Raw genomic sequence first — 22,832 nt, forward strand, 5'->3', positions numbered from 1 at the left:
TAAAACAGCTCCAACTGCAAAGTTTGGTGCAATAATTGTACCAACTTGTTTTTCCTTTGCCGTTTCTGTTAATTGTTGTAATTCTTCTTCTGTAAAACCTGTTGTTCCGATAACAGAACGAACTCCTCGTTCTACTGCAAGAGTTACATGTTTTTTTCCGATTTCTGGTGTTGTTAAATCTAGTAAAACATCCGCTTCTACTTCATCTAAACAAGTATGTAAATCTGTATAAATTGGAGCATCTATGTTAGGTAATCCAGCAATGTCAGAAATTTTCTTTCCACCATGTTTATAATCAACAGCAGCAACTAAATTGAAATGCGGTGTTCTTTCCATAAGAAGTACCGCCTCTTGCCCCATGCGTCCTCTCGGCCCTGCAATAATTACTTTAATTTCTTTCATTATTCTTTCTCTCCCTCATCTTTACGTGTCCAGCGATCTTTATCACGCGTATTAAATTTCTCCATAACTATATTATGAGCTGTTTCTAAATCAATGTTTAAGCTATTTGCCATACAGATCATCACAAATAACACATCACCAAGTTCTTCTTCAATTGTACGCTCTTTTTCTGTACTTTTCTTTGGCTTTTCACCATAATAATGATTAATTTCCCTTGCAAGCTCTCCCATCTCTTCTGTCAAACGAGCTAGCATCGCAAGCGGACTAAAGTATCCTTCTTTAAATTGACCAATATATGCATCTACTTCCTTTTGCATATCTTTCATTGTTTTTTGTTCCATGTTATTCACCTCAAATCCTTCCATTATCATGTTAGCCAATTCATAGCGATTTGACAAATGTTATCGCTTATTTATCATGTTTTTGAGGATACCGATTCCCATCTAATCTTGAAGGGACCGTTTCCTCTTTCTCCGTGTGAAGTTTTCTTGCCAATTTTTCTATATATTACGTATACTATCCATAAGGACAAGCTAAGATTATCACTACATACTAGGGGGATTCGCATGAAACTAAATTTAAAAATTCGAAACATTCTTTTTATTCTAGTTGGTTCCGCTATTTTCTCATTTGGCATCGTTAATATTAATATTGAAAACCATCTAGCAGAAGGTGGTTTTACTGGGATTACATTACTACTTTACTTTCTATTTTCACTGGATCCTTCCTATACAAACTTACTTTTAAATATACCAATCTTTTTTATCGGTTGGAAAATGCTTGGTCGTACGACATTTTTTTATACATTAATCGGAACATTTAGCGTTTCATTATTTCTTTGGGTTTTCCAGCGTTATGATGCGTTTAATTTACATTTGAACTTACAAAACGATATGACACTTGCCGCATTGTTTGCTGGTTTATTTATCGGGGTAGGATTAGGGATTATTTTCAAGTATGGCGGCACAACTGGCGGTGTTGATATTATTGCACGATTAGCTCATAAATATATCGGCTGGAGTATGGGAAAAACGATGTTTATGTTTGATGCCGTTGTCATTATCTTATCAATCCTTACATATTTATCATACCGAGAAGGAATGTATACATTAGTTGCTGTCTTTATTGGGGCTAAAGTCATTGATTTTATGCAAGAAGGTGCCTATGCTGCAAAAGGAGCAACAATTATATCTGAGAAAAATGATGAGATTGCCGAAAAAATTTTATCAGAGATGGACCGCGGAGCAACTTTCTTAAAAGGAATCGGTACATACACAAAAATGGAACGACACGTTTTATATTGCGTCGTTGCGAAAAATGAAATTGTAAAACTAAAAAGTATTATTACATCTGTTGATCCTCATGCCTTCGTTGCTGTAAGTGATGTGCATGATGTTGTTGGGGAAGGATTTACGCTTGATGAGAACAAAAATCCGTTACATAATTAACTATACAAATTTTTAAAAAGAATATAAAAAACCTTTCTTTTCGGGGTGGACCAGAGCCTTTGGCCGTGCATAGGAGCGGTCAGGGCCTTTTTTAAGCCACCACTTCAAACGTGTTAGCGTTTAAGTCGTGGCTAAGTTGACCTAAATATGCTCCCTTAATTTCTCTAAATCCTCATGAATTAAATCCAATAAACTGCGATTATAAAAAATGGAAGCGGGATGAAACGTCGGAAAAATAGGATAGGCTTTCTCTGTCCAAGTATAGGTTGTGCTATTAGAATTTGCTAGTCGCCGAACAGGTTGAATAAACAATTGACCGTGCACCTCTGACACCTTTTTGTCTGAACCAACTAAACGTTTAAGGGCAATGTTTCCTAGCGTAACAATAATAGGTGCTTGAATATGTTCAATTTCGTAATCTAAAACGAGAGCATGAGCAAGTATTTCCTGCTGATTTGGCGTACGGTTGTACTTACGCTTCACAATTTCTCCGTTCCGTTCTCGTTTCTCACCCCATTTATACGGACGACTACGTACTGCACTCGTAATGTATACTTCTTCCCTTGTTACACCAATTCGCTTAAGAAAATCTATAAGCTGTTTACCGGCTCTTCCGCTAAAAGGTATCCCGTTATGAATTTCTGTTTCGCCTGGCGCTTCTCCTACGAGCATCATTTTTGGATTTTGCGGCCCTTGTCCATACACAAAGCCTTCAACAGGATAGGGAGACATTCGCTCTCTCGCTTGCTCTACCAATCCCTCTGGATATTTCATGTTTATCACCTCCTGCACGGTTTATTTTGATTGAAACCCGATTCTTTTAATACTATGAAATGTCTATAAACATGGAACCTACTTCCTAAAACTCGAATTAAACAAGCGATATTCTGTCTTTGAAAGTAACATGATAACTACCCGTTTCCTTACATTTCTCCGCTAATTGTTATCTTCCTCCAGCACCGTATTCTCGAATATACTGGAATTCATCTCTTGTTAGTACTTTCATACTAACTAACTGGACTTGTTCATATGGTAATTCAATACTATGTTTTATACTAGGTGACGGGACAAAAGAAAAAAGACTATCAAAATCAATAGTCTTTAATCATCGTTACGTTGCATTCCTGTATAAATTAATACAAGACGAAGTAATTCAAATACCGCTACGGCCGCTGCTGCGACGTACGTAAGAGCTGCTGCATTTAATACTTTACGAGCTTGTCCATATTCATCCGTTGATACAATTCCAAGTGTTTCAATTTGCTGCATTGCACGTTTTGATGCATCAAATTCAACTGGCAATGTAATAAGTTGGAATAACACACCTGCTGCCATTAGGATAATCCCTAAGAACAATAAGTTTGCCATATGCGCAAACATACCGATCATAATGAAAACCCATGACATATTTGAACCAAAATTTGCAACAGGAACAAGTGAATGACGGAAACGCATAAAGTTATAATCTTTTGCATCTTGAATCGCATGTCCAACTTCGTGTGCAGCTACCGCTGTCCCTGCTACAGAATGACCATAATAGTTATCTGGTGATAAACGAACTGTTTTCGATCTTGGGTCATAATGGTCAGATAAATGTCCTGGCGTTTCTTCTACCGCTATATTGTACAAACCATTCTCATCTAAAATCTTACGAGCCACTTCTGCTCCTGTCATACCAGAAGTTGAATACACTTGTGAGTATTTACTATATGCGCTGCGTACTCTAGACTGTGCATACATCGGTATGATCATGATGATAGCAAAGTAAATTAAATAGAAACCCATCATGAACCTCCCATAAATTTTTGTTAATAGTAATAACCATTTTATTTTCTTCCCATCATATTGTCAACAAAGAAACCTTACAACATCGTTTCTATTTTTCACTTCGTTTGAAAAACAGACTTATCTATTTTTGGAATGCAACGTACTTTTTTGTTTATCTTTTTCTCCTTTATATTTTCTCCAGCCAACATACGTTAATGTAAAAATAATAATGCCACCAGTTACAGTCATAAACCATATGAGTGAAGAATCTACTTCATCCTTTTTCGCTGTACGAAAAATTTTTTTCAAATCATCTTTTATAATTTTCACTTGTGTTTGTCCGCTCTTATTTTGGATCATCATATAACGAAATTCATCTAAGTACGACAAATGAGAATTCACACGTTGCAACTCTTCTTCAGGCAAATCAATCATTAAACTTGGATAAACAATATCAAATTCATGCAAAAATACGTTTAATGCTTGTTGAAAACGGTCATGTTCTTCCTTTTGCAGTGCATTTTCAATTTTCCCAAATGCACTCATCACATTTTCTTCTCGTTCCATCCAAAGCGGCTGATATTTCGACACTTCTGCATCCAACACAAGACGAAGTGCGATCACATCATCTATTTTTATTTGTTTATTAATCCCTTGACCTTCTAATGATTGCAATGCTTTATCATAAGCAAGAGAAATCACACGAATATGCTCCGGTTCTATTTTCTTTTTTTTCTCAGCATTTAAAAATTGCTGAGAAAAATGCGTTAATAGTTGTGTCGCTTTGTCATATTCTTCTTGTTTTACAAATTGGAGTGAGTCATCTAACAACCCCGTTAACTCATTCCAGGTAGCTGCATATATCCGAATAGGAAACAATATAAACATAAACGCTATAATTCCAGCTAATACTTTTTTCATTCTTGTCCCCCCTATAGCTTCTAGTACAATATATGAACTAGTGGACAAGAATAGACCTTGAACCGCTCCCAATTAAAGTGAACGTTTACTTTTCCGTTGTGGCGTTACGAATTCCTGTATACACTCCTCTCTTTTTCATAAAAAAACGATATAAACTATAACAACAAGCACTCCCAAATAGAATTAGTAATAAAATTATACAGGCTGCATGCATAAAGAATTGTTCTGGCAACATACGAATAATAGGATCAGTCTCTGGGTCAAACAACCAATAATCGTTTTGAAAAAGAAGTTCATGAAAAAATACAAAACTCTTTTCAAAATTGATTGAGATTGGGAGTATGAGTACAATCGGGAAGACAATTGTATGAATCGCTGCATAGAACAAAAACTTTTCCCTTTGTTTTCGTATTAGATAAACTCCCCCAATAAAAGATATACAAATACCTATATACATAGCATATTGAATTGCAACAAGAATATTTTTCACATCAACAAAATGAATTCTTCCCTTCTCAGACATTTCTAAAGTTGGGAAATGTAATGGTTTATTATAAAAAGGAGAAAGGTAACTAATAAGCGCATCATAATTTTGAATAATTGCTTCTTTTGTCATATTTGCCATTTGCGGTATATTTAACATGTCAATCTCTACGTAATAAATCCCTTTCCCATATACAACACACATAACTGCAATTGAGAAAATACTAAAAGCAATACAAAAAGGAACAATACATACTAAGGTCCCATTCCAAATTTTCGAATATATGCTATGTGAATTCATTCCTCTGCCCCATTCCTTATTTATATTTATCCCGCTATTCGTGGACAGTAAGACCCCAAAAATGAAAAATCTAGGTGCGAGATAACTGCCCGTTATAGCCCGATTAGTCGGGCTTTCCATCAATGGGGGATGAATCCCCTCCCTGATGGAAGTTTCGCCTTATAAAGAAAGCGTTAATCTTTTCTCTCTTAGACAAAAATAGTATGTAGTAGTCAAAACAACGATACTAAGCCAAAATGTAAAATAGCCAATTTGGCGATCATACATATACATAACACTGTATTTCGGCATTTGTCCCCATACATAATCGACAACATCATTATGTAATGTCCAAATAACTGCAATGATAAAATGCCAATATTTCATTCGATAAAATGGTGCGTATAAAAGCCCTTGTACAGCCATTGCCATATGAAAAACAATAAGTATATATCCTTCTATTCCAATATACCCCGTTACAATAAGAGTTAATACATTTACTACAACGGCCCAAATCCCATATTTGACTAATGTGACAACTGCTAACACTTCCATTAAACCCCAATTTTTCTTTTTTATAAACGCAATTAATACAAAAACAAAAAACAAACTTGCTGTTGGACTATCTGGAACAAACGGCCAAAAAATAGCCGGTGTTTCTACCAACTGATTTTTATACCAAATATACCCATAAATTGTTCCTAAAATATTAATAATGAGCAAAAGCCATAGAAAGGAACGTTGTCTTAATAACAAATATATATATACCAAATAGACATACCTCAACTTTCCAAAAATGAACATCTCTATAATCCATGAACCGTAACAAGAATGCATTGTGCTACCATTAACGGAAGAGTAGCCTCGCACTGATAGAGGTTTCACTTTATTATAGCAAATTCCCTGCGTAAAATAGAAAAACTGACTACAAAGTTGTAGTCAGCTCTCATTTATCCCGATTGGGCAAGCTTTCTATCATTAGTGGGATGCCCCCCCACTAATGGAGGTTTCACTTTATTTTTTATTGTATTTCTCGATAAATTCCGATAATTTCTTCATCTCTTCATCCGTTCCTTTAAAAACGCCTTTTGGCATTGCACCTTTTCCCTCTTTTGCAATTTTCGCAATTTCTTCTGGCTTTAACGTCAAGTTTTGCAATGCTGGTGCAGCTGCTCCCCCTTGCAAGTTTTCACCGTGACATGTTAAACATGTATTTTTTTGCATAATTTTATAACCGTCATCATTTTTATCAACTTGTACCGTTTTTACAATTGCACCTTGCTTTTTCGCCGCTGCCCAATCATGCGTGGCAACAGATTCCCATGTTAGAAAAACGATAGATGCCAACGCTAACAGCATAAATCCTGTTGCAACTGGACGTTTAAACGGACCTCGTTCTGGCCCCCGGTCAAGAAATGGAGCAAGTAATAATGCGCCAAATGCGATACCCGGCATAATAAATGCACCAATGACCGTATACGGACCAGATGCATAAGAATACTTAAGCAATTGATACAGAAATAAGAAATACCAGTCTGGAAGTGGTATATATCCTGTATCTGTAGGATCTGCAATTCTTTCTAATGGCGATGGATGCGCCACTGTCAAACAAAGATAGCCAATTAAAAAGACGGCACCAACCATCCACTCTTTTAATAAAAAGTTTGGCCAAAATGCTTCTGTTTTCCCAGGATACTCCGAGTAATCTTTTGGAATATTCGGTTTTCTAACAGCAGGTACCCGCGAATCTCCGACAAACTTCATCCCTTTGCCGCGATGCATAGTCTCCCTCCTTTAATTATATTCTTTAAGTTTAATAATCTTATAGTGGACCAGAAATACCTTGTTTGCGAATCATGATGAAGTGAACTGCCATTAATCCTAGAAGTGCAGCTGGCAAGAAGAATACGTGAATAGCAAAGAAGCGAGTTAATGTTTGGGCACCGACAATTTCGGAGTGGCCGGCAAGCAACGTTTTTACATAGGGTCCAATAAGTGGTGTTTGTTCTGCAATTTGAATCCCTACTTTTGTTGCGAATAATGCCTTCATATCCCATGGTAATAAATATCCTGTAAAACCTAATCCTAACATAACAAAGAAAATAAGAACGCCGACAATCCAGTTTAATTCACGAGGCTTTTTATAAGCACCTTGAAAGAAAACTCGAAGTGTATGTAAAAACATCATCACGATAACGAGACTTGCTCCCCAGTGATGCATACCGCGAACAATTTGTCCATATGCCACTTCATTTTGTAGGTAATAGACAGATTCCCACGCATTTTTAATATCTGGTACATAATACATTGTCAAAAACATTCCTGATAAAATTTGAATAACAGTTATAAAAAATGTAAGACCTCCAAAGCAGTAAACAAAGGCAGAAAAGTGATGCGCTGGGTTTACATGTTCCGGCACTTCATGGTCTGCAATATCGCGCCACAAGGGCGTAATATCAAGCCGTTCATCTACCCAATCATAAATTTTATTTAACATCTACTTTGCCCCCCCTTGTGGCTTCGCTTTACCTAAATAAAGCGTTCCATCTTTCACCTTTGACTCATACACATCAAGCGGCGCAAGCGGCGGTGTTCCCTTTATGTTCTTTCCATCTTTCGTATAACGCCCCCCGTGACACGGGCAATAAAATTGATTTGGATGTGCCTTGTCCGAATTCCAGTTTACTGTACATCCTAAATGCTTACAAATTGGGGAGAATGCCACAATGTCTCCGCTTTCATCTTTGTGTACCCACGCTGACTTTGGTTCTTCTGATTTATACCAACCGTCAACTTGCTTTACCTTAAAATCGAAGCGTTTCGGTTCAGCCGTAATATCTTTCACTTGCGCGACCGCAACCATTTCCCCCCCTGCTTCTTTCCTTAGAACTGGGTCAAGCGCAAAACGCGTCATTGGCATTAAAATCCCCGCCGCCATAAATCCTCCTACACCTGTAAGAGTGTAGTTTAAAAACTGTCTTCTTGACACCCTATGTTCTCTCTCACTCACGAAAATTTCCCCCCTCTATCAGAAATTGTCCCCCGTGAAAAATTGAAATAAAAGATAAAGACTAGGACACTCTCATGATATAATACCCTACTACATCGGTCAATATCATACTAATCTTAATTATCCAAAACTTCTATTAATTATTTATTTTCCCATTTTTCAGTTAATATTTCCATAATATTTTTTATTTGTGCATGAATTATTTCTCTTTTCGCTTGATCACTAAGCTGGTCTAACGGTAATGCAGGTAAACAAAATAATTGTTCTGGTAACTCATATTCGATTTCTTTCCAAGAAAAATCACTTGTAATTAACGCGATATGCCGTAAACCCTTCGCTTTTAAATAGTTCGTCCAATCGCATAGACGTTGACGTTCACTTACATGTGCACCTTCTACATACGTAAATGATGGTAATAAGAATACTCTACCTTTATACTCCCTTTCTAGCTCTCTAGTTAAAGTAGAAATAAATTCTCCTTCTACAGCAGCTGTCTTCATCCCCTTTTCAAACGAAACTGAAAGAAGTGGTATAATTCCTGTATCAATATATTCTCTTGTTTTTTCATATTGTTCTACATCTGCTACAGCCCATTTCATCCGCAATAGCCCCCTTTCCCTTCACTACTCCTCTAACAATGTGATTCAACTGATTACAAAATAGTTCACTTTATTTCTATTAAACCATACAGATAAAGGTAAAAAAAGAAAAACCACCTTTAAAAGATGGCTTTTCTTTGGAGTAGTCTAAAAATTGTCAAAATTCCCTCTTATAAAGAAATTTATAATCGTTTTAACTCACCTGTTAACTTGCGGAATGCTTCTTCATCTTGAGTATCAAGTGCTTCGTCAATTAATTTTAAAAGTCGTTCTTTCCGAAATGAATATACACTTTCCTCTAAAAATCGCTCTGCCAATAAACGATCTTTTTCATTTACTTCGATATTCTTCGGTAAGTACGGATTCTCTTCTAACACCGCAACATAATTCGCATTTTGAAAAGATGATTTAAAGTTAAGCTGAATATAAATATCTTCATCTCTGTTTAAACGAATATCATGAAAGGATTTTTCCGCGTCAGTCGTCATCACATTTTGTTTATAAAAATGAAACGGTAAATCTTTCACACAATTTGCGGACATCACCAGACCACGTGGACAATATTTCGCATGCTCTACAAAATGCACCTTATCCATTATTTGATCATGACTCATTAAATAATTTAAAATCCAAACACATTCTCGCTGTTTCAGTTGATAATTATTTAAAAACCATTTTACGAAATCTTTCTTTTCGTTCACAGAAACAGGGGTATTCATCGCGCTTAATCCCTCCTCTGCCCTTCTTTTTTCTTTTTTACATTCAAGAAGCAGTAATCAGTTTCCTTCCAACTTAAGAAAAATCTTCTAAATTATATAATAATTCTTCAATATGAGTTTGTGTTGGATCTAGTTGTAGTAAACGTGTAAATACTTCTTTCGCCTCTTTTCGCAACCCTTCTTCTAACAGGAAGTAGCCGTACTCCTCTAAGAAGTCTGGATGATTCTTAAAAGAAGTATATGCGCTTTGGTAATGTTTTAATGCATCTGAATACAATTCTAATTGTTTTTTCGCATAAGCAATATCCCAAACTAATTGCATATCTGTCTCTCCATTATCAATGGCTTTTTCTACAACAGCAATAATCTCTTCATATCTTTCTTCTTCTTTTAAGATGTATGAATACTTTAATGTGGCCCCTAAATGTGAAGGATCAAGCTCTAATGCTTTTTTCAGCGCAGCTTCCGCTTCATTTCTGTTTCCTAGTTTCGCCGCTATATTAGCAAACTCCACATAAAACGGTATCGATAATTCGTCAATTTTTATTCCTTCTTGAAGCGTTTCATAACTTTCTTGAAGCATCCCTTCTTTTTCATAGCATTTTGCCAAATACATATATAAAGATGCATATTCTGGATCTAACTCTTTTAATTCTTCCCACATAGCGATTGCTCTTTGGTACTGTTCTCCTTGATAGAGCGTAAATGCAAATCCAAATAAAGAATGTATATCCTTCTGCTCTTCTAAACCTTCCTCATAATAAGAAATCGCCTCAGCCCATTGTCCAAGTGCACTTAAATTTTCAGCCAAGCGAAGCGCAACAACAACACCGCCCATTACTTTATGCTCTGGAAGTAATGATTCATAATATGGAATTGCTTTACTATCTTCACCTTTACTGCTATATAATTCCCCAAGTCCAAAAGCAACCACTGGTTCATCCGGCATCATTGCTTTCGCTTTTAATAATTTTTGTTCTGCTACTTCGTCAAAACCTTGCATTTGATATAAATCAGATGCAAGTAATAGAGATTGCACATATAATTCATCATTCTCTGGAATATCATGAAGTACTTCAATGGCTTCATCTTCTTTATCTAAATCAATATATAACTCTGCTAAAAATAGTGTGAACTCACTTTCTTCCGGATATAACAAATGTAAATCTTCTGCTATTTCTAACGCTTGATCTACAAATCCTAGCGTATAGTAATAACGAGCAATATCATACTTTTCTTCATCTGTACTTTGTTTTACTTGTTCTGCTAATAGTTGTAATCCTTTCTCCACTTCTCCGTTTTCAATATATGTAACAGCTTGCTCAAACTTTTGCATAACTTGCTCCTTTTTATAAATACTTAGTAAATTTCATAATAAACAACTGCTTCTATGTAATCAACCGTCACGATGAAGAAAAGAACCTTCTCAAAAAGGAAAAGATTCTTTTAGCTTTGCAGCATGTATAACTGTTGAAAGAAGTTTGGATACGACACAGCTACCGCTTCACTATTTTCTATGATAACTTCTCCATCTGCTATACAGGCTGCAATGCCTAACATCATACCAATGCGATGATCTCCATAACTATTTACCATATTTCCATGTAATTGCATTTTACCACGGACAATCATACCATCTTCTGTCGCTTCAATATTTGCTCCTAATTTTTTCAATTCATTCACAACCGTATCAATGCGATTCGTTTCTTTTACTTTTAATTCTTCTGCATCCTTAATTACCGTTATCCCTTCAGCTTGCGTTGCTAACAATGCTATAATTGGAATTTCATCAATGAGTCTTGGGATGAGCGTACCACCAATCTCTATCCCTCTTAGCTGTGAAGTTTCAACTGTAATATCACCACATGGTTCAAACTCTTCATTTCGAATATTATCTATGGATAAATTGGCCCCCATTTGGGATAGTACATCAAGAATCCCAGTTCTTGTTGGATTTAACCCTACATTTTTCAGTACAATTTTACTATTTGATACAATTGCACCTGCCGCTAAGAAAAAGGCAGCAGAAGAGATGTCTCCTGGCACCTCAATATTTACGCTAGAGAGCTTTTGTCCACCTTGTAATGATACATTTAATCCGTCAACAGTAACATCGCAATTAAACGCACGTAGCATACGCTCTGTATGATCACGAGATTGTAATGGTTCTGTCACAGTTGTCACACCTTCCCCTTGCAGTCCTGCAAGGAGAACAGCTGATTTCACCTGCGCACTTGCTACCGGAGAAGAATAATGTATACCTTCTATATTCCCTCCTCTAATCGACAGGGGCGTAAACTGCCCACCTTCTCTCCCATCAATTTTCGCACCCATTTGACGAAGAGGTTCTGTAACACGTTTCATCGGACGTTTTCCAATTGAATCATCTCCAATAACTGTACAATGAAATGGTACATTTGCGAGTATACCAAGCATTAACCGAATTGTCGTTCCTGAATTTCCAACATCTAATACTTCTTTTGGTTCTACTAATCCTTGTAATCCTTTTCCATATACAGTGACATCGGTACCATTTTGTTCAATCGTGACACCTAACTTTTGAAAACAAGCAATTGTACTTAAGCAATCTTCGCCTTGAAGAAAATTTGTAATCTTTGTTACCCCTTCTGCAATCGCCCCAAACATTACAGCACGATGCGAAATGGACTTATCTCCAGGAATAAAAATCGTCCCGTTTAATCCATTTTTAATCTTTGTTAATCGTTTCACCTCTATCACCTCGTTAATATTCAACTATGTATTCTCTCTTTATTCTACTTCTTTCTTTCTTCTTTTCGCAAATAAGATGAAAGAAACGACTCCTAGTCATGGAGCCGTTTCTTTTTTATGAATATGTCTCTTCTTTTCTCACGTTTTTTTCTATGAGTTCAGTAAGCACTGCAATAATTTCGGCATTCTCTTCTTTCGTTCCAATCGTAATACGAATACCATTCGGTAAACCAAGCAGGCCACCAGAACGAACGATGTATCCTGTTTGCAATAATCTTTCAAAAACCTCATCACCTGGAAGTCCAAGTTCTAAAAAGATAAAATTCGTCTGTGATGGATAATAAAATACTTGATACTTCTCACAAAAATCATAATATTGCTGCATTCCCTCGTTATTCACTCTCACACACTCTTGTAAAAACGCTTGATCTTCAATAGCAGCTTGCGCAACTACCTGTGCAATCAATGACGTATTAAATGGTAATCTAGCAATTTCTAACGAACGCATTAACTTTTCATTTCCGACTGCATAACCAATGCGAAATGACGCTAATCCGTATGCTTTTGAAAATGTGCGCAATACCATAAGATTTTCATATTTCTCTAGAAATGGTAATGTTTGCGGATAATCTCGCGCTCCAGCATACTCATAGTATGCTTCATCCATAATAACAAGTGTTGTTTTCGGAACTGCCTCTAAGAATGAAAGTAATTGTTTTTCTGCTACATATGTTCCGGTCGGATTATTTGGGTTACAAATCCATACAATTCGTGTATGCTCATCAACTTGTGCAAGCATTGCCTCTAAATCATGTGTACCATCTTTTAAAGGCACTTCACGTATTTCCGCTTTTTCAATTACGGCATGATGACGATATTGTGAAAATGTCGGCTTTGCCATGACAACATTTGTTCCTTCTTGTAAAAGAGCACGGCTAATCATTTGAATTACTTCATCTAAGCCGCTACCAAATAAAATTTGTTCTCCTTTCACATGAAGATGTACTGCTAATTTTTCACGAAGAGCATACGCCCCGCCGTCCGGATAGAGCGCATATTGCCCAGCTAACGACGCCAGCGCTTCATCTACACGTTTTGAACATCCAAATGGATTTTCATTTGACGCTAGTTTCACAATTTTAGATAGTCCATATTGTCTCTTTACTTCTTCAATATTTCTTCCTGGCACATACGCTTTGAGCGACAATAATTGCTCTTTTACTTTCATTCGAATTCCCCCTGTCATTTTTGTAAATCGGTTCTTAGTTGTACCGCTTTCTCCAAATAGACATGTTGAATTTCATGTTGTTGTTTATTTGTCATAACCGTCATCATAACGCGAATACATTTCTCAAGAGCATCTGGTACTTCTATTTCTTTCATGCACATGACCGGTACATATGACCAGCCTTCAATACGTCTTAATGCCTCCGCTGGGAAACATGCATTTAAATCAGCTGTTGTTGAAATGAGTACAGATACAATATCAACAGGAGAAACTCTATTATCGCTTGCCATTTTTTTCACTAAACGCTCTGTTACAGTCAATATTTGTTCTTTTTCATTACAATTGACTGTAGTTGCGCCGCGAATCGCGCGGATCAAATAGACTCCCCCTCTCTTTGAAATGCTTCTAAAGCCGTTCGGACGGTCTCATCTGAAATAGATACGACATCTACTACCCCAATCTCCTGCATAACGACCATACGAATTGTTCCACCGTTCGCTTTTTTATCTTGTTTCATTACGTGAATAAGACGGTTCACATCAAGTGTATTCGGCATACTTGGATAGCCATATGCCGTAAACCAACGTTTGATTTCCTTATATTGAAGGTCTTTTTCATAGATTTGTTCACTTAAAAAAATAGCAAATAACATACCAATTGCAACGCCATCACCATGTGTTATGTTTCCATATCCCATCTCTTTTTCAAGTGCATGCCCAAGTGTATGTCCAAAATTTAAGTGAGCACGAATACCTTTTTCAGTTTCATCCTCTGCAACAATTTGTGCTTTTACTGGAATCGCACGTTGCAGTGTATAAATTAATTTATCATCTCTTAAATCAGTCAACTGTTTCACTTCTTTACGAAGCCAATGATATAATTCTACATCCCCAATAAGTGAATGTTTAATTGCCTCCGCAAAACCGGAGCGCCATTCTTTTTCTGAAAGCGAATTTAAAAACGGAGTATGATAAATTACCGCTTCTGGCTGATGAAATGCGCCAATCATATTTTTCCCAAGCGGATGATTAATTGCCACTTTCCCTCCAACTGAACTGTCATGTGCAAGTAAAGTTGTCGGTATTTGGACAAATCGAACCCCTCTCATAAACGTTGCTGCAACAAATCCTGCTAAATCCCCAATCATTCCGCCGCCAAGCGCTAGAATAAGAGCATGACGATCTAGACCTTTTTCAAGTGCAAACGTTTGAGCAGCATAATAATTTTCAAACGATTTTTCTTTCTCGCCACTTGGGACCACGAACGAAAATACGTCTTTCTCTACCTGCAAAGTATTTATCACTTCGTCTAAATGAAATGATGCTACCGTTTCGTCAGAAATCAGTAAAATATTTGAAACAGCTGGTTTCATATTTTCTATAAGTGTCGATAGTTGTGATAGTACATCATTGCCGACATACACATTGTATTGCTTAGAACTTGTTTGAATCTGTATTGTCTCCATTAAAACTCCCTCGCATATTCGTTATGTTTCTTAATATTTTCACGAATTAAATCGATGCGATCCGTTCCAAATTGTTCAATGACAGCTGCTGCAAGTTCCCAAGCTACAACAGCTTCTGCTACAACACTTGCTGCTGGCACTGCACAGCTATCAGAACGCTCAATACTTGCTTGAAACACTTCTTTCGTATCAATATCTATACTTTGTAACGGTTTATATAGAGTTGGAATTGGTTTCATAACTCCGCGAACAATAACTGGCATCCCAGTCGTCATGCCACCTTCTAATCCACCCGCGTTATTTGTACGTCTTGTATATCCATTATCCTTGTCCCATAAAATCTCGTCATGAACAAGACTTCCAGGCTTATGAGCTGCTTCAAAGCCAATTCCAATCTCCACACCTTTGAATGCATTAATACTCATGATCGCCGATGCAAGTTTTGCATCCAATTTACGATCGTAATGTACATAACTTCCAACACCAATCGGCATCCCTTCGACAACAACTTCAACGATTCCTCCGATAGAATCTCCGTTTGTTTTCGCATTATCAATTGCCTGCATCATTTTCTTTCCTGATTCTTCATCTAAACAGCGAACAGGAGATGCCTCTGTAATTGTTTGTAGCTCTGCAATAGAGGTATACGATTGCTTTTCTGCTTTTACTCCTCCAATTTCAATAACATGTCCCGCTACTTTTATCCCCAATTCTTCTAAAATACGCTTGGCAACAGCTCCGGCAGCAACACGAACCGTCGTTTCCCTGGCAGAAGAACGCTCTAATACATTTCGCATATCACGATGGCCGTACTTAATTGCTCCGTTTAGATCTGCATGCCCTGGACGAGGTCGTGTAATTTGCCGTTTTACTTCTTTTGATTCTTCATCTGTTAACGGCTCTGCCCCCATAATTTTTGTCCAATGTGTAAAATCACGATTTTCGACAACAAGCGTAATTGGTGCACCTATTGTATATCCATGACGAACGCCGCTTAAAATTTGAACTTGATCTTTTTCAATTTGCATGCGGCGTCCACGACCGTAGCCTTTTTGTCTTCTTTCTAACTCCGTATTAATATTATCTGCTACTAAAGATAAACCTGCCGGAATCCCCTCTAATATTGTCGTTAGTTGCGGTCCATGAGATTCACCAGCTGTTATATATCGCATCGGTTACTCCCCTTTACTCCAGTATTTATGTAACACTATATCATAACCTTTATTGTTTCGTAACTATATAAGTACAAATTGAAGACACGACATAAAAACCACTTTCTTTTTAGGTTAGCGAGAGCATCTGGCTGTGCATAGAAGCGGTCAGTTCCTTTTTCTTCTGCATAGCAGTGACTTATATATTAAAACATCAAAATAGATTTACATAATTTAAAACAAAAAAGCGCAAGAAGGAATATAACCATCCTTTCTTGCGCTTTTCCATTCTATTCACTATTTTTAAAGCGATTACAAATTATTTTGAAATAATTAGTAAATCCACTCATTCATTGCTCTAGAATACTCAACTAGCTCTTCTTTTTTGAAGAAAATTCCAATTTCACGTTCTGCACTTTCTAGAGAATCTGAACCGTGAATAATATTTTTTCCAACTGTTAGTCCAAAGTCACCGCGAATTGTACCAAGTGCAGCTTCACTTGGTTTTGTTTTTCCCATCATATTACGAGCTGTTTCAACAACGCCTTCACCTTGCCATACCATCGCAAAAACAGGTCCAGATGTAATGAAATCTACTAATTCACCGAAGAATGGTCTTTCTTTATGTTCAGCGTAGTGCTCTCCAGCAATCTCTGGTGTGATTTGCATAAGCTTAGCACCAACTAATTGAAAGCCCTTTCTTTCAAATCTAGCAACAATCTCCCCTACGATTGCACGCTGTACACCATCTGGTTTTACCATTAAGAACGTTTTTTCCATAATAAATCTCTCCACTTCTCATTATGTATATAATTGTATATCCCCAAACACATAGTATCACCCTTATCAGAATTGTGCAATAGTTTTGAAATGGAGAGATTATTATTTTCCTCGAAAAACATTTAAAATTTACGCTTTCCAATATACTTTGCAACATTTTGTAACGCCAATTTGGCCTGTCCGCGAGGCAATGGCTTAATCACATCTAATGCCTTATGTAAATATCTTTCGCTAAATGCAAAAGCGCGATCAATTGCATCACTATTTTTGACTGCTTCAATAATTGCCTTCATTTCATCCGAAGACGTATTTTCATTGACTTGAACAATTCTCTCGCGAAGTGCTGGGTCCTCCATTGCATATAAAACAGGAAGTGTAATATTACCTTGTAATAAATCTCCGCCGGCTGGCTTTCCAAGCTTTTCTTCGGTTGACACAAAATCTAAAATATCGTCAATAATTTGATATGACATACCTACAAAGTATCCATACCAAAATAAACGATTTACAGTATCACGACAGGAACCAGATGCAATTGCACCCAATTGACAGCTAGCTGCAATTAACAATGCCGTTTTCCGCTTAATACGACGTAGATACGTTCGTAAATTTTGCCCAAATTCATACTTATCTTTAATTTGCTCAATTTCACCTTTACACACTTCAAGAATTGTATTTGATAATGCTTTATGCACTTCTGGACTTTCTAAATTTGTAATGCATTCTAGGGACTTGGCAAATAAATAGTCACCTGTATACATCGCAATACGGTCACCCCAATTGGCATTTACAGTCGCACTTCCTCTTCTTAAAAGAGCGGCATCAATTACATCATCATGCACAAGAGAAGCCATATGGATAAGCTCTAATGCAACCGCAACATGTTTAATCACATCAAGCTTATAATCCCCAAATTTCCCTGCAAGCAGAACAAAAACAGGTCGGATTCGCTTTCCACCAGCATCAATTAGTTGCAACGCTGCTTCTTCCAGCAATTGTTGCTCAGAAGCAACAACTATTTTTAGTTCTTTCTCAATTTTATCAATATCCGATCGTAAAAAAGAATACATAAGTTGTAACTTCATATCGTTCACCTTAACCTAAAACTTCTTTTCTATTTTATCCCGCTCTAATGAATAACAAGACTCCTACCTTAAAATTATCATAAAATAAAAAAGAAGGTAGGAGATAACTTCTGCGATGTTCCTGATTGCTGAACGCTTTCCATCAACAAAGAATACATTCCCTCGTTTACTTCGGTTTGTATCCTAAGTGCATTGCTGCTACTCCAAAAGTAAACGGCTTTACTTGTACTTTTTCTAATCCAGCTTCTTCAAACATATGAGCCAATTCTTTCATCCCTGGAAATGTACTTGCAGATTCTTGTAACCAAGAATATTCTTTGTAGCTTTTTGCAAATAACTTTCCAAACAACGGCATGATATATTTAAAATATAACAAGTAACCTTGGCGGATTCCAATCATTGTCGGCTGAGATGTTTCTAAACAAATAACCTTTCCACCAGGTTTTACAACACGTGTCATTTCCTTTAATACCTGCATATAATCTGGTACGTTCCGGAGTCCAAATCCAATTGTGACATAATCAAACGTGTTATCCTCAAATGGCAATTCCATCGCATTACCATGAAGTAATTCTACTTGACTTAATTGTAAAGCAGCCACTTTCTCTTTTCCAACAGAAAGCATATTTTTACTAAAATCTAATCCATATGCCTTCCCGGTTGGACCGACTGCATCAGCAAGCGCAATCGTCCAGTCAGCAGTTCCACAACATACATCAAGCGTTATGCCGCCCGGTTGAACATCCATAATTCGCATTGTTTCTTTGCGCCATGCTTTATGTCTTTGAAAGCTAATAACCGAATTCATTACATCGTATTTATTATATATCTTCTCAAATACGTCATGTACTCTTTCTTCTTTTGATTGTTGCATGCTTTACCCTTCTTCCAACTGTAAATTCAAAATGTTCAAGTGGCTTCTTTCAATGTGGAAAGAAATGTTTCAATCCCTGTGTTATTTTGCATCAAAGTATTGACCTGACTACGCATTTTTCTTATCAATTCGTTATATACGTTTTCTACTTTCATTTCACCATCATAAGATAAAATCTTTTGAAATGCAGCAAATACAGGTGACGATTCTTTCTTCATGTATATTTGATACTCAGTTTGCAAACGATCTATTGCTAACATATTAGTGATTGCAGACTTTACATGCTGCACTTGAAAATGGTCACAAGTTTTCTGTAAAAGGGCCGATTCAATCATCCCTATACTTTTTAACATTTCTTCAATCGTTTCATATGTTTGCTGATATAGCATAATTTTTTGTTCATTGATCTCTTTAATCCCGTCTGCTAGGGCACGAATCAATGTAATATCATGATTCATGGAAAGTAAATAATAATATAAACCGCTGTAATAATCACCTGCTAAGACTGTTAATTGGCGCCGCTTATGAAATTCATCGGTCTCTTCTTTATTTGATACTTTCTCATGTGTGTCCAAAGCAATTTGTACCAGCATAATGGTTACTGCGTAATGTTCAATTTGTTCTTTATGTAAGTTTGCACTTTTTAAAATGGAATATAAGAACGCTATTTTTTTTTCATCAACAACTGGTTCTTCAATATATTTTATAAAATAAGGATGGCGTAGTTTCTTATATAGCTGTTCTTTTATATCCGCAAACCCTCCGTAGATTTCACCCACAAAAATCACCCTTGTTTTCTAATTCATAAAACCTATTATAACACATTCATTCATTTTTCTATAAATAAAACTTGACGCAACAAACCAAAGTAAAAAACCGACATTCTCTCAGCTTATCTTAAACATTAAATCGATATAAAACAACCCTTCCCGTATCCCCTTACCACTTGGATGTACATTAGTAGTTATTCCTGCCTATCTTCTTTTTCTTGAAATGAGACACAATAATAACTAGATAAAGTGAAACTTCTATCAGTAGAGTACTTACTGCCCATGAATAACGAGATAAAAAAAGAAAAGCAGTTTCCTGCTTTCCTACTAATTCGTCTTAATAAAAGATAAAATTTCCGCACGTGCTGCTGCGTCTGCTTCTAACGTACCACGCACTGCAGTTGTTACAGTTTTTGCACCAGGTTTTTTCACACCGCGCATTGTCATACACATATGCTCCGCTTCTACAATAACCATCACACCATGCGGCTCTAATACTCCCATAATAGAATCTGCCACTGTTGATGTAATGCGTTCTTGTAGTTGCGGCCTGCGTGCGACTGTATCTACTGTACGTGCCAATTTACTTAGTCCAGTTACTTTTCCACCACGTGGAATATATGCAACATGAGCAACGCCATAAAATGGAACGAGATGATGCTCACACATAGAAAAGAACGGAATGTCCTTTACCAATACAAGTTCTTCATGATCTTCACCAAACACTTTATGTAAATGTTCTTTCGGATCTTCATGCATACCAGAAAATACTTCTGCATACATCTTCGCAACACGTTTTGGTGTATCTAATACGCCCTCACGATTTGGATCATCCCCAATTGCTTCTAAAATAAGGCGTACTGCATGTTCAATTTGCTCTAAGTTTACATTTGCCATCCACTAGCCCTCCCGAATAAAACCTAAAAATACTACGAACACATTCTAGCATATATATGTTTTTAAATGCAAAAAGAAGAGTTTCCAAGTAAGGAAACTCTTCTTCCCCGTAATATGTAAGGATTATTTAACCGCATCTTTTAGCGCTTTACCAGGTTTGAATGCAGGTACTTTGCTTGCCGCGATTTCAATTTCCTCACCAGTTTGTGGGTTACGTCCTTTACGAGCCGCACGCTCACGAACTTCGAAGTTACCGAATCCGATTAGTTGTACTTTATCACCTTGCTTTAAAGCTTCTAAGATGGAATCAAAAACAGCGTCAACTGCTTTTGTTGCGTCCTTTTTAGAAAGGGAACTTGCTTCTGCAACAGCATTGATTAAATCTGTCTTGTTCATGCCATTCACCTCCTCCCAAAGATACGACTGTATAATGATCATAAAATGAGTCTTACCTTCATTTGTAGGCAATTTTTACAAATTCTATACTACAAAGATGTAGATAAATCATTATCTAGGCCTATATTATACGATTCTCCTTTATAATTCAATATTTTTAAAGAAAATGTTGCCACGAAAGTGCAAAAAACTAATGAAGCTTGACAATAGACTATAAAATATTAGATAATGACATTTTATTTTTCTATAAAAAATAAAAAAAGACCCCAAAATAAGGAGTCTTTCGATTATAAAATAATTGCTATTAAGCCACCTGATCCTTCATTTATAATTCGTTCTAACGTTTCTTTTAACTTATAGCGAGCATTTTCTGGCATTAATGATAATTTCGCCTGAATTCCTTCTCGAACGATAGAGCTAAGTGAACGCCCAAAAATATCAGAATTCCAAATAGACAGTGGATCATCTTCAAAATCTTGCATTAAATAGCGAACAAGCTCTTCACTTTGCTTTTCAGTTCCAATAATCGGTTCAAATGTTGATTCCACATCGACTTTAATCATATGAATTGACGGGGCAACAGCTTTCAATTTCACACCAAATCGTGATCCATGTCGAATAATTTCCGGTTCATCTAAGCTCATATCTGCTAGAGCTGGTGCTGCAACACCGTATCCTGTTTGTTTTACCATTTTCAGAGCATCCGCAACTTGATCATATTCGATTTTTGCATGAGCGAAGTCGAGCATTAGTTTTAACAAATGATCTCGGCCACGAATTTCAACACCTACCACTTCTTTTAAAATTTGATCGTACAATTCATCTGGTGCATATAAATCAATCTCTGCAACACCCTGCCCCATATCAATTCCTGCCAAACTTGCACGATCGATAAATTCATATTGACTAAATTGCCATACAACGCGATCAACATCACGAAGACGTTTAATATCTTTCACCGTTTCTTGAACAGCCTCTTGATAACTTTGACGAAGCCAGTGGTTGTCATGTAACACCATTACCCAACTCGGAAGATTTACATTTACCTCAAGAACAGGAAATTCATATAACGCCTCACGTAATACGTTATATACATCGCCTTCTCTTAGCCCTTCTACACTCATTGCCAACACCGGAATATCATATTCCTCTACTAAACTTTGACGAAGTTGCTCTGTATCAGGATGATACGGCTGTACTGTATTAATGATCATAATAAATGGTTTTCCTACTTCTTTTAATTCATTTACAACCCGTCCTTCTGCTTCAATATAATCACGGCGTGGAATTTCTCCAATTGTTCCATCAGTTGTGATGACTACCCCAATTGTAGAATGCTCTTGAATTACTTTGCGCGTTCCAATTTCCGCGGCTTCATGAAATGGGATTGGTTCTTCATACCACGGTGTATTTATCATGCGTGGCCCATTTTCATCTTCATATCCTTTCGCTCCCGGGACAGTATAGCCCACACAATCTACTAAGCGAATATTTACATCAAGCCCTTCATCAACATGGATAGAAACCGCTTGGTTTGGAACAAACTTTGGTTCTGTCGTCATAATCGTACGCCCTGCTGCGCTTTGCGGCAGTTCATCTTGTGCGCGCTGGCGATCCGAATCATTTTCAATGTTTGGAATGACAACTAGCTCCATAAACTTCTTAATAAAAGTAGATTTCCCTGTTCGGACAGCCCCTACAACTCCAAGATAAATATCACCACCTGTGCGCTCAGCGATATCTTTAAAAATATCAACCTTTTCCAAGTGATTCCCTCCCTCAAAATTTTTGGGAATAAATCATGATTATTCTTGTAGTTTGGACAAT

The 22,832-nt window shown here is 36.8% G+C and carries 26 protein-coding genes; 1 reads left to right on the top strand and 25 read right to left on the bottom strand.

The features are described from left to right. Both dapB and PLX19_RS15100 read right to left on the bottom strand, forming a co-directional pair. The coding region (gene dapB, locus PLX19_RS15095) for a 4-hydroxy-tetrahydrodipicolinate reductase (protein ID WP_272189499.1) at window positions 1-402 on the bottom strand (402 nt) is incomplete at its 3' end. Further along, window positions 402-743, bottom strand: a complete 342-nt coding sequence (locus PLX19_RS15100; RefSeq protein WP_098915267.1) for a nucleotide pyrophosphohydrolase — start codon at window positions 741-743, stop codon at window positions 402-404. The genes dapB and PLX19_RS15100, both read right to left, overlap by 1 nt. Before the next feature lie 225 nt (window positions 744-968). Between PLX19_RS15100 and PLX19_RS15105 the strand changes: the two genes are divergently transcribed. Beyond that, the gene (locus PLX19_RS15105; RefSeq protein WP_272189500.1) at window positions 969-1,850 is read left to right on the top strand and encodes a YitT family protein; all 882 of its coding nucleotides are present in this window, start codon (window positions 969-971) and stop codon (window positions 1,848-1,850) included. Window positions 1,851-1,991: 141 nt separating this feature from the next. On the opposite strand, the gene PLX19_RS15110 is transcribed toward PLX19_RS15105, so the two are convergent. The 23 genes from PLX19_RS15110 to spoIVA all read right to left on the bottom strand — a co-directional run bounded on the left by PLX19_RS15110 (window position 1,992) and on the right by spoIVA (window position 22,771). Further along, on the bottom strand, window positions 1,992-2,624 hold the full coding sequence (locus PLX19_RS15110; RefSeq protein ID WP_442869055.1) for a uracil-DNA glycosylase: 633 nt from the start codon (window positions 2,622-2,624) through the stop codon (window positions 1,992-1,994). Window positions 2,625-2,951: 327 nt separating this feature from the next. Continuing rightward, window positions 2,952-3,635, bottom strand: coding sequence for a zinc metallopeptidase (locus PLX19_RS15115; protein WP_272189502.1), 684 nt, complete (start codon window positions 3,633-3,635; stop codon window positions 2,952-2,954). Window positions 3,636-3,755: 120 nt separating this feature from the next. Beyond that, window positions 3,756-4,538 (bottom strand): sporulation protein YpjB, encoded by a 783-nt coding sequence (gene ypjB, locus PLX19_RS15120; protein WP_272189503.1) that lies wholly within the window; start codon window positions 4,536-4,538, stop codon window positions 3,756-3,758. Between the two features lie 85 nt (window positions 4,539-4,623). Then, on the bottom strand, window positions 4,624-5,322 hold the full coding sequence (gene lit, locus PLX19_RS15125) for a lipoprotein intramolecular transacylase Lit (RefSeq protein ID WP_272189504.1): 699 nt from the start codon (window positions 5,320-5,322) through the stop codon (window positions 4,624-4,626). Window positions 5,323-5,481: 159 nt separating this feature from the next. After that, window positions 5,482-6,105, bottom strand: coding sequence for a DUF1405 domain-containing protein (locus PLX19_RS15130; protein WP_442869057.1), 624 nt, complete (start codon window positions 6,103-6,105; stop codon window positions 5,482-5,484). Window positions 6,106-6,315: 210 nt separating this feature from the next. After that, window positions 6,316-7,083 (bottom strand): menaquinol-cytochrome c reductase cytochrome b/c subunit, encoded by a 768-nt coding sequence (locus PLX19_RS15135; RefSeq protein ID WP_272189507.1) that lies wholly within the window; start codon window positions 7,081-7,083, stop codon window positions 6,316-6,318. Window positions 7,084-7,123: 40 nt separating this feature from the next. Further along, entirely contained in the window at window positions 7,124-7,798 is a 675-nt protein-coding gene (qcrB, locus tag PLX19_RS15140) for a menaquinol-cytochrome c reductase cytochrome b subunit (protein ID WP_272189508.1), read from the bottom strand. Continuing rightward, window positions 7,799-8,311: a menaquinol-cytochrome c reductase iron-sulfur subunit gene (gene qcrA / locus PLX19_RS15145; protein ID WP_272189509.1), complete on the bottom strand. Its 513-nt coding sequence runs from the start codon at window positions 8,309-8,311 to the stop codon at window positions 7,799-7,801. 140 nt (window positions 8,312-8,451) lie between these two features. After that, a complete protein-coding gene (locus tag PLX19_RS15150) occupies window positions 8,452-8,910 on the bottom strand; it encodes a YpiF family protein (RefSeq protein WP_272189510.1) in 459 nt (152 codons plus the stop codon). A gap of 182 nt (window positions 8,911-9,092) precedes the next feature. Beyond that, window positions 9,093-9,629, bottom strand: coding sequence for a ReoY family proteolytic degradation factor (locus PLX19_RS15155; RefSeq protein ID WP_272189511.1), 537 nt, complete (start codon window positions 9,627-9,629; stop codon window positions 9,093-9,095). 73 nt (window positions 9,630-9,702) lie between these two features. Beyond that, window positions 9,703-10,965 (bottom strand): tetratricopeptide repeat protein, encoded by a 1,263-nt coding sequence (locus PLX19_RS15160; RefSeq protein WP_272189512.1) that lies wholly within the window; start codon window positions 10,963-10,965, stop codon window positions 9,703-9,705. A gap of 110 nt (window positions 10,966-11,075) precedes the next feature. Continuing rightward, window positions 11,076-12,365 (bottom strand): 3-phosphoshikimate 1-carboxyvinyltransferase, encoded by a 1,290-nt coding sequence (gene aroA, locus PLX19_RS15165; protein ID WP_272189728.1) that lies wholly within the window; start codon window positions 12,363-12,365, stop codon window positions 11,076-11,078. A 109-nt stretch (window positions 12,366-12,474) separates the two neighbouring features. Continuing rightward, entirely contained in the window at window positions 12,475-13,587 is a 1,113-nt protein-coding gene (hisC, locus tag PLX19_RS15170; protein WP_272189513.1) for a histidinol-phosphate transaminase, read from the bottom strand. A 14-nt stretch (window positions 13,588-13,601) separates the two neighbouring features. Beyond that, complete coding sequence (gene aroH, locus PLX19_RS15175; RefSeq protein WP_272189514.1) at window positions 13,602-13,964, bottom strand: chorismate mutase; 363 nt, start codon at window positions 13,962-13,964, stop codon at window positions 13,602-13,604. Then, window positions 13,961-15,052: a 3-dehydroquinate synthase gene (gene aroB / locus PLX19_RS15180; protein WP_272189515.1), complete on the bottom strand. Its 1,092-nt coding sequence runs from the start codon at window positions 15,050-15,052 to the stop codon at window positions 13,961-13,963. Before aroB ends, aroH begins: the two co-directional genes overlap by 4 nt. Further along, window positions 15,052-16,224 carry a chorismate synthase gene (gene aroC / locus PLX19_RS15185; RefSeq protein ID WP_272189517.1) on the bottom strand — a complete coding sequence of 391 codons (1,173 nt, stop codon included), beginning with the start codon at window positions 16,222-16,224 and terminating at the stop codon, window positions 15,052-15,054. The genes aroB and aroC overlap by 1 nt, the downstream gene beginning before the upstream one ends. A gap of 312 nt (window positions 16,225-16,536) precedes the next feature. After that, window positions 16,537-16,983 carry a nucleoside-diphosphate kinase gene (ndk, locus tag PLX19_RS15190; RefSeq protein ID WP_272189518.1) on the bottom strand — a complete coding sequence of 149 codons (447 nt, stop codon included), beginning with the start codon at window positions 16,981-16,983 and terminating at the stop codon, window positions 16,537-16,539. Window positions 16,984-17,105: 122 nt separating this feature from the next. After that, entirely contained in the window at window positions 17,106-18,068 is a 963-nt protein-coding gene (gene hepT / locus PLX19_RS15195; RefSeq protein ID WP_272189520.1) for a heptaprenyl diphosphate synthase component II, read from the bottom strand. Window positions 18,069-18,234: 166 nt separating this feature from the next. Beyond that, the gene (locus tag PLX19_RS15200) at window positions 18,235-18,942 is read right to left on the bottom strand and encodes a demethylmenaquinone methyltransferase (protein ID WP_272189522.1); all 708 of its coding nucleotides are present in this window, start codon (window positions 18,940-18,942) and stop codon (window positions 18,235-18,237) included. 35 nt (window positions 18,943-18,977) lie between these two features. Next, the gene (locus PLX19_RS15205) at window positions 18,978-19,721 is read right to left on the bottom strand and encodes a heptaprenyl diphosphate synthase component 1 (protein WP_272189523.1); all 744 of its coding nucleotides are present in this window, start codon (window positions 19,719-19,721) and stop codon (window positions 18,978-18,980) included. 318 nt (window positions 19,722-20,039) lie between these two features. Continuing rightward, window positions 20,040-20,609, bottom strand: coding sequence for a GTP cyclohydrolase I FolE (gene folE / locus PLX19_RS15210; protein ID WP_272189525.1), 570 nt, complete (start codon window positions 20,607-20,609; stop codon window positions 20,040-20,042). A 123-nt stretch (window positions 20,610-20,732) separates the two neighbouring features. Beyond that, on the bottom strand, window positions 20,733-21,005 hold the full coding sequence (locus tag PLX19_RS15215) for an HU family DNA-binding protein (RefSeq protein ID WP_001043860.1): 273 nt from the start codon (window positions 21,003-21,005) through the stop codon (window positions 20,733-20,735). 287 nt (window positions 21,006-21,292) lie between these two features. After that, complete coding sequence (gene spoIVA, locus PLX19_RS15220; protein ID WP_272189526.1) at window positions 21,293-22,771, bottom strand: stage IV sporulation protein A; 1,479 nt, start codon at window positions 22,769-22,771, stop codon at window positions 21,293-21,295. Between the last annotated feature and the right edge of the window lie 61 nt (window positions 22,772-22,832).

Source organism: Bacillus sp. BP-3, from assembly GCF_028401955.1.
Classification (GTDB): domain Bacteria; phylum Bacillota; class Bacilli; order Bacillales; family Bacillaceae_G; genus Bacillus_A.